Here is a 12,452-nt window from a genome sequence, read left to right on the forward strand (position 1 = left end):
TCCGCCGGGGTTTTTCGTGCGGTGGGACCGGTCGACCGGGGGGAAGGCCGTGACGGATCGGACCGAGGCGGCGGTCGCCCTGCTGGAGCGGTGCGGGGCCGCGGACACGGAGCACCCGGGCGGGACGCTGCCCGCCCGCCTCCTGCGCGTCAGGGAGCGGCTCGCGGCCCGGGGCGCCCGTCCGGAACTGCAGCTCGCGGGCCTGTGCCACGCCCTCCACGGCACGGACGGCTCCCCGCAAGGACTGCTCCCCCTGGCGCGGCGGCACGAGGTGCGCGCCGCCGTCGGGGACGAGGCGGAAGAACCGGTCTCCTTCTACGCGAGCTGCGACCGCGGGGCGTCCCATCCGGAACTGCACCGGCCGGGGACGCCGTTCCCGGACCGCTTCACCGGCGAGACGTCCGTACCGCCGGCCGGTACGCGCAGGAATTCGCCGAGCTGACCACGGCCAGCGAGCCTGACATCGCAGCGGTGAGTCCCGAGTTCCGCGTGAAGCGGGCCCCGACGTCCTTGGCTGCTGACCCGGCTGGGGCCGCTCCTGTCGGAGGCGGCCCGGCGGGACGCCCACCGGGTGCTCGGCCGGGGCTGACCGGAAGGCCGCGGCGAGCCGGACCGGCCGGCCGCGCGGGGCCACCGGGCGGCGCGGGGCCACCGCCTCGTACGCGATCCGCCGGGCAGGCGGCACCGCGCCGTACGCAACCCGTCGGCCGCGAGGGGCCACCGGGCGGCGCGGGGCCACCGCCTCGTACGCGATCCGCCGGGCGGGCGGCCACCAGGCCGTGCGGGCGCCGAGCCGGCGGGCCGCCGCTCACGGCCCAGGGGGAGCACGCGGTTCCCGGGCCGCGCCGGCGGACCGCCGCTCGGGGGCCGGAGGGGCGGCGGGCGGGCCGCCGCCCCGGCCGCGCGGCCCGGTCAGCCCTGCGGGCGGAGGCCGCCCAGGGCGTCCTCGGCGACGCGGCCCACCCGCTCCCGCTGCGGGAAGTCGCCCACCTTGACCCGCGCGACCTCCTCGGCGGTGCGGTAGTCCACGACGGACACCTCGTCCCGCTCGGAGAGCGTCACCCAGCAGTGGTCGCCGTCGGGGCCGGTCACCGCCCAGTACGGCAGGGAGCCCTGCGGATAGTGGACGTATCCGTCGGCCGTGAGGCCGGGGCGGGAGACGACGGCGGTGTAGTCGTCGATGGTCCCGGCCATGCACAGCTTGTCCTCCGCCGCGTTGGCGGCCATGCCGTGGTGGGCGGAGTTCTGCGGGTAGTCGTCCCGCCGCATCGCCGCGGCCGCCTCGCTGAAGGGCATCTCGACCGTCCGCACGGTCCTGCCCGCTTCCAGGTCGTACTCGACGAAGCCGTTGAGGTACGAGAGCTGGGCGTACATCGTCCGGCCGTCCCGGGTGACGACGGCGGGGCGGACGCCCTTGTCGAAGGCGTACGTCCGGACCACCCGGAGCGTCGCGGCGTCGACGACGGTGACCTGCCTGGCGCCCTTCAGGAAGTCGAGCGCGTACGGCAGCGAGGTGACGCCGATGGACATGTTGTAGATCAGCTTCCCGTCGGCGGAGTAGATGTTCTCGTGCGGGTAGGTGCCGGTCGGGAACTCGCCGGTGACGGCTCCGGTGGCGGTGTCCAGCGTCTGGGCCTTGGCCGCGCTGATCGCGGAGACGACGAAGGTCCGGCCGTCGGGGGACAGCGCCGCGTGGTCGGCCTTGAAGCCCGCCAGGTGGGTGCGCCACACCTGGCGGCCGGTCGCCACGTCGTAGGCCGCCGCGTCGCCGAGGTTGCCGCGCGAGACGTAGAGGGTGCGGCCGTCGGGCGAGAGGTGCGCGTCGTCGACGAACTTGTCGCCGCCGGCCTGCTGCCTGACGATCTCGTATGCGGCCCGCCGGATCGGGCCCATGCCGGACAGGACCTCGTCCAGGTCCGGGACGGCGTCCAGGGTGCCGAGGTTCCGGTGGGTCCGGGCGTCGAGGAAGCTGACGGTGCCGTCGGCGCTGTTGCCCACGAGGACGACGTCGCGGAGGCCGGTCGCGGCGGGCCCTGCGTGCGGCGCGGGCTCTGCATGCGGCGCGGGCCCGTCCGCCGTGGAGGCGGTCGCGCCGCCGAGAGTGAGGGCGAGGGCGAGGGCGAGCACTGCCGTGGAGCGGACCGTACGAGCCATGGGGGGTCCCTTCGATCGGTCGGGGCCGTCGGGAGCGGGGCTGCGGGCGAGGTGCGGGCCGGGGCGCGGACACGCCACTGAAGGGCATGCGCATGCCAGTACGACGCATGTTACCGGCGGTACACCGCGAAAGCTCCGCGCAGACGCGGACCTCCCGCACCAGGGCGCGCCGCCCCTGGCAGGGAGGCGCACGTCCCGCAGGGCCACCGCGGGCGCCGCCGCGGCCCTCGCGCGCGCCGCTCCGCGGCCGGGAGCGCGCGCGTCCCGCCACACACCTCCCGCGGGCCCGGCGCGCACGACCGCGCGGAGGCCGCCGACCGGCCTCCGCGCGGTTGCCCTCGCGCCCCTGCGGGGTCTCACACGCGGGCGGGCTCCTTCACCTCGTCCCGCGGCGCTTCCGGCCCCTCGGCGTCGGCGGGGGCCGCCGGGCCGTGGCCGTCGTCGACCAGCGTGCGCTCGTCGAACGGCACCCGGCCGGCCAGCACCTCGGCCGCGCGGGCCTTGTCGATCTCCTTCGTCCACGTCCCGACGAGGACCGTGGCGACCGCGTTGCCCGCGAAGTTCGTCAGGGCGCGGGCCTCGCTCATGAACCGGTCGATGCCGACGATCAGGCCGACGCCGTCCACCAGCGCGGGCTTGTGCGACTGGAGACCGCCCGCAAGCGTGGCGAGGCCGGCGCCGGTCACCCCGGCGGCGCCCTTCGACGCGATGACCATGAAGACGAGGAGCGAGACCTGCTCGCCGACGGACAGCGGCTGCCCCATCGCCTCGGCGACGAAGAGGGAGGCCATCGTCAGGTAGATCGCGGTGCCGTCCAGGTTGAAGGAGTAGCCGGTCGGCACGGTGATGCCGACGACGGGCTTGCTGACGCCCATGTGCTCCATCTTCGCGATCAGCCGGGGCAGCGCCGACTCGGAGGACGAGGTCGACAGGATCAGCAGGAACTCCCGCCCCAGGTAGCGGAAGAGGGAGAAGATGCTCACGCCCGCGACCAGCCGCAGCAGCGCGCCCAGCACGACGAAGACGAACACCGCGCAGGTCGCGTAGAAGCCCAGCATGATCACGGCCAGCGACTTCAGCGCGTCCAGTCCGGTGGAGCCGACGACCGCCGCGATGGCGCCGAACGCGCCGACCGGCGCCACCCACATGATCATGGCCAGGATGCGGAAGACCAGGCGCTGGAGGTGCCCGATGCCGCGCAGCACGGGCTCACCGCTCCGGCCCATCGCCTGGAGCGCGAAGCCGGCCAGCAGCGCGACCAGCAGCGTCTGGAGGACCTCGCCCTCCGTGAACGCGGAGACCAGCGTCGTGGGGATGATCCCGAGGAGGAAGTCGACCGTGCCCTCGCTCGCGCCCTCCGCCTGGGCGCTGCCCGCCGACCGCGCCTCCTCGGTGAGGTGCAGTCCGGAGCCGGGCTCCAGAAGGTTGCCGACCACCAGGCCGATGGCGAGGGCCACCGTGGACATCACCATGAAGTAGCCGAGCGCGAGACCGCCGACGGCGCCGACCTTCGCGGCCTTCCGGACCGAGCCGACGCCCAGCACGATCGTGCAGAAGATCACCGGCGAGATCATCATCTTGATCAGGTTCACGAACCCGGTGCCCAGCGGCTTGAGTTCCTGTGCCGCGCCGGGGGCCGCGAACCCCACGGCGATGCCGAGCACGACCGCCGCGATGACGGCCAGATAGAGATAGTGGGTACGTTCCCGCCGTGCGGCCACGGGGTCCTCCTCGTCGCGTTCGCTCCACGTCGTCCCGGTGGATGCCCCGTGACTATCCACCAGGGCTGTGACGCCGGTCACCGTTGCGTACGTTTCGTTCACGCGATTTCGGACAGGCACACTTACCGCATGCGCAGACCCCGCGTACCCCGCGCCGCCCGCGGCCGCCTCCGCCTCCCCCTCCGGTTGCCGCCGGCGCGGCCCCGGAGTCTCGCCGGGCAGCTCTTCGCGATGCAGGTGGTGCTGGTGGCCGTGATCGTGGCCGGGCACGCGGTCTTCGTCTACGTCACCGACCGCGGGCAGGCGGAGGAAACCGCGCGGCGGCAGGTGACGGCGACGGCGCTGGCCGTGGCGCGCTCCCCCTCGGTGGTCGCGGCGGCCCGCTCCGAGCAGCCGACGGCCCTCCTCCAGCCGTACGCCGACGCCCTGACCCGCGAGGGCGGCGTCACCTTCGTGGTGGTCATGGCGCCGGACGGGACCCGCTGGACCCACCCCGAGCCGGACCGGATCGGCGGGACGTACCTCGGCCACATCGGCCCCGCCCAGCGGGGCGGGACGCTGACGGAGACGTACGAGGGGACGCTCGGCCCGTCCGTGCGGACGGTCACGCCGGTCTGGGACCGGGACCGGATCGTCGGCCTCGTGAGCGCCGGCATCACCATCGACCGGATCAGCGCCCAGGTGCGCCGGCAGGTCGCGGCGCTGCTCGGGGTGGCGGGGGCCGCGCTCGCCCTGGGCGGCGCGGGCACGTACGTGATCAACGCGCGGCTGCGCCGCCACACCCACGGCATGAACGCCGCCGAGTTGAGCGCGATGCACGACTACCACGAGGCCGCGCTGCACGCCGTGCGCGAGGGCCTGGTGATGCTCGACGGGCGGCGGCGGGTCGCGCTCGTCAACGACGGGGCCCGCGAGCTGCTCGGGCTCACCGACCGGGACGGCGTGGTCGGCACGCCCGTGGACGCGCTGGGGCTGCCGGCCTCCCTGACGGGTGCGCTGCTGGACGACGCCCCGCGCGAGGACGAACTGCACCTGACGGCCGACCGGGTCCTGGTGGTGTCCACCCGGCCGGTGGTCGGCGGTCAGCGCAGGGGCACGGTCGCGACCCTCCGCGACCACACCGAACTGCAGGCGCTGTCAGGCGAGTTGGACTCGGAGCGCGGGTTCACCAAGGCGCTGCGCGCGCAGGCCCACGAGGCGGCGAACCGGCTGCACACGGTGGTGTCGCTCATCGAACTGGGGCGGGCGGACGAGGCCGTCGGGTTCGCCACGGCGGAGCTGGAGCTGGCCCAGGCGCTGACGGACCGGGTGGTGGCGGCGGTGGGCGAACCGGTACTCGCGGCGCTGCTGCTGGGCAAGTCGGCGCAGGCGAGCGAGCGCGGTGTGGAGCTGGTCCTGACCGAGGAGAGCCGGATCGACGACGGGGTGCTGCCGGAGGGGCTGCCGCCCCGCGACCTGGTGACGATCCTCGGCAATCTGATCGACAACGCGGTGGAGGCCGCGCAGGGCTCGGAGGTGCCGCGGGTGACGGTGACGGCGCGGGTGGCGGACGAGGTGCTGCTGCGGGTGTCCGACAGCGGGCCCGGCGTCGCCGACGAGGACGCCGAGGCGGTGTTCCGGCGCGGCTGGTCGACGCGGGGCGACGGACGGGGCATCGGCCTCGCGCTGGTCCGGCAGGCCGCGCACCGGGCGGGCGGCACCGTGGAGCTGGGCCAGGGGCCGGACGGCGGCGCCCGGTTCACCGTACGGCTGCCGCTGTCGGCGGGGCGCACGGCCGGTGCGCCCACCGATGGCCCCACCGGCGCGGACTCCGGGGAAGCGGCCCGAGCGGGCGCCGCGGATCCGGGCGGCACGGACACCGGGGAAGCAGTCGGCGCGGGCACCGGGGCGCGGTCGCCGCAGGCGCCGGGGGCGCGGGCGGCACGGACACCGGGGAAGCAGTCGGCGCGGGCACCGGGGCGCGGTCGGCGCAGGCGCCGGGGGCGCGGTCGCCGCGGGCGCCGGGGGCGCGGTCGGCGGGCCCGCGGCTCCCCGCCCCGGGGGCGTCCGGAGGAGCCGGCTGCGGCACGCGCGGAGGCCGGGCGGTGAGCGGGGCGGCGCAGGCGGGTGGTCCCGGCGCGGGGATCCGCGTGCTCGTCGTGGAGGACGACCCGGTCGCGGCGGACGCCCACGCGCTGTACGTGGGCCGGGTGCCCGGGTTCCGGGTGGTCGGCACGGCGCACTCGCGGGCCGCCGCGGTCCGGCTGCTGGAGCGGACCGGTGTCGACCTGATCCTGCTGGACCTGTACCTGCCGGACGGGCACGGGCTGCACCTGCTGCGGGCGCTGCGCGCGGGCGGCCACATGGCGGACGTCATCGCCGTGACCTCGGCGCGGGACCTGGCCGTCGTCCGGGAGGGGGTGGCGCTGGGCGTCGTGCAGTACGTGCTGAAGCCGTTCACCTTCCCCACGCTGCGGGACCGGCTGGGGCGGTACGCGGAGTTCCGCGGGGCCGCCGGGGAGGCCGCGGGCCAGGACGAGGTGGACCGCGCGCTCGCCGCGCTGCGCGCCCCGCAGCCCGCCGCACTCCCCAAGGGACTGAGCGCGCCGACCCTGGCCGCGGTCACGCGCAGCCTGCGCGAGGCGCCGGAAGGGCTGACGGCCGCCGAGGTGGGCGCGGAGGTGGGCGTCTCGCGGATCACGGCGCGCCGCTACCTGGAGCACCTCGTCGCCGCGGGCCGCGCCGCGCGCACGCCGCAGTACGGGCAGATCGGGCGGCCGGAGCTGCGGTACCGCTGGATCCCGGGCGCGTCCCGGTCTGGCTAGGGTGATGACGGACGAGTAGCCGCGAATCGCGCGAGACGCACGAGCCGGGCCATCTGGACGTTCCTCCAACGTTCGGCGTTGTCCGAACGCACCGTAGCCAGCCGTCACCCTGCGCACCTAGCTTGTGCGCGTGCACCCGTCTCCCCCTGCTTCCCCGACTCCGCCGTTCAACGCCCTGGCCGCGCGCCGCCTGCGCGAGGGCCTCGGCATGCTGCCCGGCCACGTGGCGTACGGGCTGCGCGCCCAGTACGGCCTGAACGTCCCGCCCGACACCGTCGTCTCGTGGGAACGCGGGCTGGCCCGCCCCGACACCCGGGAGTTGACCGCGCTCGCGGGCGTGCTGTGGTGCTCGCCCGGCGACCTGATCGCCACCGCCACCACGCTGCGGGAGCACCGCATCGCGCGCGGGCTGGCCGCGGACGACCTGGCGCGCAGGGTCGGCGTCGACGTCAGGTCGTACCTGAAGATGGAGGAGACCGGCCGCTGGCGGGGCAACGAGCGGCAGACGGCCGCGCTCGCCGAGGTGCTGGGGCTCGGTGCGCGCGAACTGCTGGCGGCGACCGGGAAGGACGCCGAACTGGCCGAGGTGCTGCGGGACGCGGCGACGACCCGCTGGCAGGCGTACGTGAAGCCGGCGGCCCGGCTGCTGCCGATGGACCGCCCGCACCTGGAGGAGGTGCTGCAGCGGCTGCACGCGGACTACCAGGCGCGCATGGTCGCCACGTACAGCTGGGGCGAGTCCGGCGGCAGCGGCGGCGAGGCCGGGCGGGAGTACCTGGAGCGGATCGTCGACCACTTCTGGGCGCTGGCCGGGCGGTAGCGGCCCGCCGGGCGGGCAGCGGACGGCCGACGCCGGGCGGGCAGCGGCCGACCGCGGACGGCCGGCGCGCGGAGGCACCCCCGCGAGCGCGCCGGCCGGCGACGCGGGCCCGGCTGCACGCGGCACGTGCGGCGGCCGCCCCCTGCACGCGGGCAGCCGCCCGGCCGGGATCAGAAGACGGACTCGGCCTCCGCCATGCGGTCCTCGGGGACCCGCTTCAGCTCGGTCGTGGCCTCCGCCAGCGGCACCATCTCGACGGCCGTCCCGCGCAGTGCCGTCATCCGGCCGAAGTCGCCGCGGTGCGCGGCCTCCACGGCGTGCCAGCCGAAGCGGGTCGCCAGGACCCGGTCGTAGGCGGTCGGGGTGCCGCCGCGCTGGACGTGGCCCAGGATCACCGGGCGGGCCTCCTTGCCGAGGCGCCGCTCCAGCTCCTTGGCGAGCCGGGTGCCGATGCCCTGGAAGCGCTCGTGGCCGTACTGGTCGATCTCGCCCTTGGCGTAGTCCATGGTGCCGTCGGCCGGGTGGGCGCCCTCGGCGACGCAGACCACGGCGAACTTCTTGCCGCGGGCGAACCGCTCCTCGACCATCTTCACGAGGTCGGCGGGGTCGAACGCCCGCTCGGGCAGGCAGATGCCGTGCGCGCCCGCCGCCATGCCGGACTCCAGCGCGATCCAGCCCGCGTGACGGCCCATCACCTCGACGACCATCACCCGCTGGTGGGACTCGGCGGTGGTCTTGAGGCGGTCCATGGCCTCGGTCGCGACCATGACGGCGGTGTCGAAGCCGAAGGTCCGGTCCGTGGAGGAGATGTCGTTGTCGATGGTCTTCGGCACGCCGACGACCGGCATGCCCGCGTCGGACAGGATGCGGGCGGCGGTCAGGGTGCCCTCGCCGCCGATCGGGATGAGGACGTCGAGACCGTACCGCCGCTGGAGTTCGCCGCAGTTCTCCGCGGCCTCCGCCAGCCGGGCCCGCTCCAGGCGGGAGGAGCCGAGGATGGTGCCGCCGCGGGCGAGGATGCCGCTGACCTCGTTGAGGTCGAGCGGGCGGTAGTGGCCGTCGAGCAGGCCCTTGAAGCCGTCCTCGAAGCCGATGACCTCGTCGCCGTGGCCGGTGAGCGCGCGGTGCACGACCGACCGGATCACGGCGTTCAGGCCGGGGCAGTCGCCGCCTGCGGTGAGAACTCCGATACGCATCGTGCTGTGTCTCCTGCTCGTAGTCGGACTGCGGGGGGCTTCCCGGATTGTCCCACGGTGTACGGAGCGGGGGTGCCCGGTGCGGGACGTGCGGGCCCCTGGTCCCGGCCGCCGCGGACCGTGCGGCCCGGTGTTCCCCCCTCGAACACCCGGCAAGCGCACTACCCATTCGGAGGGGTATTGTCAAGAGGGTATGGCTGCCTCTTCGGGGTGTTTTCCGCCCGTACGGAGCCACGGAGCGACAAGGCGAGGACAGGGGAGCAGGGCGTGGCGCGCAGCGTGTACGTGACCGGGATCGACCGCGGGGACGGCCGCCAGGTCGTGGAGCTGGGGGTCATGGAGCTCCTGACCCGCCAGGTGGACCGGGTGGGGGTGTTCCGCCCTCTCGTGCACGGCGGCCCCGACCGCCTCTTCGAGCTGCTGCGGGCCCGCTACCGGCTCACGCAGGACCCGGCGTCCGTGTACGGCACGGACTACGTGACGGCCTCCGACCTCCAGGCCGAGCAGGGCACGGACGCGCTGGTGTCGCGCCTGGTGGAGCGGTACCACGCGGTGGCGCGGGACTACGAGGCCGTGCTCGTGCTGGGCACCGACTTCGCGGACACCCAGCTGCCGGACGAGCTGGCGCTGAACGCCCGCCTCGCCAACGAGTTCGGCGCGGCCGTCATCCCCGTGGTGGGCGGCAAGGGGCTGCCGGCCGAGCAGGTGCGCGCCGAGACCCGCAACGCCTTCCGCGCGTACGAGGGCCTCGGCTGCGACGTCCTGGCGATGATCACCAACCGGGTGGCGCCCGAGGACCGCGGGGTCATATCCGAGCGGCTGGCGGCCCGCCTGCCCGTGCCCTGCTACGTGCTGCCCGACGACGCCTCCCTCGCCGCGCCGACGGTCGCGCAGATCACCCAGGCGCTGGGCGCGAAGGTGGTGCTGGGCGACGGCTCGGGGCTGGCGCGCGACGCCCTCGACTTCGTCTTCGGCGGGGCGACGCTGCCGAACTTCCTGCACGCGCTGACCCCCGGATGCCTGGTGGTCACCCCCGGCGACCGCGCCGACCTGGTGGTGGGCGCGCTGGCCGCGCACTCGGCGGGGACCCCGCCCATCGCGGGCGTGCTGCTGACGCTGAACGAGCAGCCGGGCGAGGAGGTCCTGACGCTGGCCTCCCGGCTCGCCCCGGGCACCCCGGTCATCTCGGTGCCGGGCAACAGCTTCCCGACGGCCGCGGAGCTGTTCGCCCTGGAGGGCAAGCTGAACGCGGCGACCCCGCGCAAGGCGGAGACCGCGCTGGGCCTGTTCGAGCGGCACGTGGACACCGCGGACCTGGTGAAGCGGCTGTCCGTGGCGCGCAGCGGCCGGGTCACGCCGATGATGTTCGAGCACGAGCTGCTGGAGCAGGCCCGCGCCGACCGGCGCCGGGTGGTGCTGCCCGAGGGCCTGGAGGAGCGCGTGCTGCGCGCCGCCGACGTCCTCGTGCGCCGGGACGTGTGCGACCTGACGCTGCTCGGCGACCCCGAGCTGATCCGCAGGAAGGCCGCGGACCTGAGCATCGACCTGGGGGACAGCCGACTCGTCGACCCGGCCGCGTCCGAGCTGCGGCAGCGGTTCGCCGAGCGGTACGCCGAGCTGCGCGCCCACAAGGGCGTGACGGTGGAGCTGGCGTACGACGTGGTGGCGGACGTGAACTACTTCGGCACGCTGATGGTGCAGGAGGGCCTCGCGGACGGCATGGTGTCCGGCTCGGTGCACTCGACCGCCGCCACCATCCGCCCCGCCTTCGAGATCATCAAGACCAAGCCCGGGGGCACCTCCCCGGGTGACGCCCGAGGGGGAGCCTCGATCGTGTCGTCGGTGTTCTTCATGTGCCTGGCCGACCGGGTGCTCGTGTACGGGGACTGCGCGGTCAACCCGGACCCGGACGCGGAGCAGCTCGCCGACATCGCGGTGCAGTCGGCGGCCACCGCGGCCCGCTTCGGCGTGGAGCCGCGGATCGCGATGCTGTCGTACTCGACGGGCAGCTCGGGCTCGGGCGCCGACGTGGACAAGGTCCGGGAGGCCACGAAGCTGGTGCGCGCGGCCCGGCCGGAGCTGATGATCGAGGGTCCCATCCAGTACGACGCGGCCGTGGAGCCGTCCGTGGCGGCGACCAAGCTGCCGGGCTCGGAGGTCGCGGGCCGGGCGACCGTGCTGATCTTCCCGGACCTGAACACCGGCAACAACACGTACAAGGCCGTGCAGCGCTCCGCCGGGGCCGTGGCGGTCGGCCCGGTGCTCCAGGGCCTGCGCAAGCCGGTGAACGACCTGTCGCGGGGCGCCCTCGTCAGCGACATCGTGAACACCGTCGCGATCACCGCGATCCAGGCCCAGGCCGCCCCCACCGCGTGACCGCCTGCCCGCGACCCGCCCCTCCCCTCCGACAGAAAGCCCCGCACCCGTGACCAGCGCCACCCGCGTCCTCGTCCTCAACTCCGGCTCCTCGTCGGTGAAGTACCAGCTCCTCGACATGGCCGACGACTCCCGGCTGGCCGCCGGCCTCGTCGAGCGCATCGGTGAGCCCGCCTCCCGGCTCGTCCACACGCCGCTCGCCGGCGGCGGGGACCGGCGGGAGCGCACCGGCCCGGTGCCGGACCACGCGGCGGCCCTGAAGGCGGTGGCGGAGGAGCTGGCCGCCGACGGGCTGGGGCTGGACTCGCCGGAGCTGGCGGCCGTCGGCCACCGCGTGGTGCACGGCGGGCTGCGGTTCACCGCGCCCACCGTGGTCACGGACGAGGTGCTGGCGGAGATCGAGCGGCTGGTGCCGGTGGCGCCGCTGCACAACCCGGCGAACATCACCGGCATCCGCACGGCGCGGGCGCTGCGCCCCGACCTGCCGCAGGTCGCCGTCTTCGACACGGCGTTCCACACGACGATGCCGGAGTACGCGGCGCGGTACGCCATCGACACGGAGGTGGCGGACGCCCACCGGATCCGCCGCTACGGCTTCCACGGCACGTCCCACGCGTACGTGTCCCGGGAGACGGCCCGGCTGCTGGGCAAGGGGCCGTCCGAGGTGAACGTGATCGTGCTGCACCTGGGCAACGGCGCGTCGGCCTCCGCGGTCGCGGGCGGCCGGTGCGTGGAGACGTCCATGGGACTGACGCCGCTGGAGGGCCTGGTGATGGGCACCCGGTCCGGGGACGTCGACCCGGCGGTGGTGTTCCACCTCAAGCGGGTGGCGGGGATGTCGGTGGACGAGGTCGACGCGCTGCTGAACAAGCGGAGCGGGCTGGTCGGCCTGTGCGGCGACAACGACATGCGGGAGATCCGCCGCCGCGTCGAGGAGGGCGACGAGCGCGCCCGGCTGGCCTTCGACGTCTACGTGCACCGGCTGAAGAAGTACATCGGCGCCTACTGCGCGGTGCTCGGCCGGGTGGACGCGGTGGCCTTCACGGCGGGTGTGGGTGAGAACGCGGCGCCGGTGCGGGAAGCTGCTGTGGAGGGCCTGGAGCCGCTGGGCCTGGCGGTCGACGCCGAGCGGAACGCCGTACGGTCCGGTGAGCCGCGGCTGATCTCGCCGGAGGGTGCGCGGGTGGCCGTGGCGGTCGTCCCGACGGACGAGGAACTGGAGATCGCCCGCCAGACTTACTCACTGGTAAACAACTGAAAACAGGAAAAACGACGACGGGAAGAGAAGCTCAGAAGAACTCGGCTGAGCGGCCCCCCGCCCATTTGTACATTCCGCCAGCCGGAATATTCCGCACAGAAACAAACCGATAGGATCCGCCTT

General features: G+C 74.8%; 8 protein-coding genes and 1 pseudogene. 6 read left to right on the forward strand and 3 right to left on the reverse strand.

All coding sequences use genetic code 11. The annotated features are described in order from the left end of the window. The first annotated feature begins 49 nt into the window (after nt 1-49). Nucleotides 50-442 (forward strand): DUF6817 domain-containing protein, encoded by a 393-nt coding sequence (locus L6E17_RS06890; protein WP_236239883.1) that lies wholly within the window; start codon nt 50-52, stop codon nt 440-442. 470 nt (nt 443-912) lie between these two features. Here L6E17_RS06890 and L6E17_RS06895 read toward each other — a convergent pair whose 3' ends face one another. Beyond that, complete coding sequence (locus tag L6E17_RS06895; RefSeq protein WP_236239884.1) at nt 913-2,154, reverse strand: YncE family protein; 1,242 nt, start codon at nt 2,152-2,154, stop codon at nt 913-915. Nucleotides 2,155-2,510: 356 nt separating this feature from the next. Further along, nucleotides 2,511-3,875 carry a cation:dicarboxylate symporter family transporter gene (locus L6E17_RS06900; protein ID WP_236240384.1) on the reverse strand — a complete coding sequence of 455 codons (1,365 nt, stop codon included), beginning with the start codon at nt 3,873-3,875 and terminating at the stop codon, nt 2,511-2,513. A 129-nt stretch (nt 3,876-4,004) separates the two neighbouring features. Here L6E17_RS06900 and L6E17_RS06905 point away from each other — a divergent pair. The 3 genes and pseudogenes from L6E17_RS06905 to L6E17_RS06915 form a co-directional block, all read left to right on the forward strand. Beyond that, nucleotides 4,005-5,657: pseudogene (locus L6E17_RS06905) on the forward strand (ATP-binding protein); the annotation flags it as partial. 302 nt (nt 5,658-5,959) lie between these two features. Continuing rightward, complete coding sequence (locus L6E17_RS06910) at nt 5,960-6,679, forward strand: response regulator (protein WP_236239886.1); 720 nt, start codon at nt 5,960-5,962, stop codon at nt 6,677-6,679. Nucleotides 6,680-6,887: 208 nt separating this feature from the next. Further along, complete coding sequence (locus L6E17_RS06915; protein WP_236240385.1) at nt 6,888-7,499, forward strand: helix-turn-helix transcriptional regulator; 612 nt, start codon at nt 6,888-6,890, stop codon at nt 7,497-7,499. 170 nt (nt 7,500-7,669) lie between these two features. Here L6E17_RS06915 and L6E17_RS06920 read toward each other — a convergent pair whose 3' ends face one another. Next, the gene (locus L6E17_RS06920; RefSeq protein WP_236239887.1) at nt 7,670-8,695 is read right to left on the reverse strand and encodes an ATP-dependent 6-phosphofructokinase; all 1,026 of its coding nucleotides are present in this window, start codon (nt 8,693-8,695) and stop codon (nt 7,670-7,672) included. Between the two features lie 267 nt (nt 8,696-8,962). Here L6E17_RS06920 and pta point away from each other — a divergent pair, with 267 nt between their 5' ends. Beyond that, nucleotides 8,963-11,071: a phosphate acetyltransferase gene (gene pta / locus L6E17_RS06925; RefSeq protein ID WP_236239888.1), complete on the forward strand. Its 2,109-nt coding sequence runs from the start codon at nt 8,963-8,965 to the stop codon at nt 11,069-11,071. Between the two features lie 49 nt (nt 11,072-11,120). After that, nucleotides 11,121-12,329, forward strand: a complete 1,209-nt coding sequence (locus L6E17_RS06930) for an acetate kinase (RefSeq protein WP_236239889.1) — start codon at nt 11,121-11,123, stop codon at nt 12,327-12,329. Nucleotides 12,330-12,452: the final 123 nt, after the last annotated feature.

The organism is Streptomyces sp. CC228A, from assembly GCF_021390935.1.
Lineage (GTDB): Bacteria > Actinomycetota > Actinomycetes > Streptomycetales > Streptomycetaceae > Streptomyces.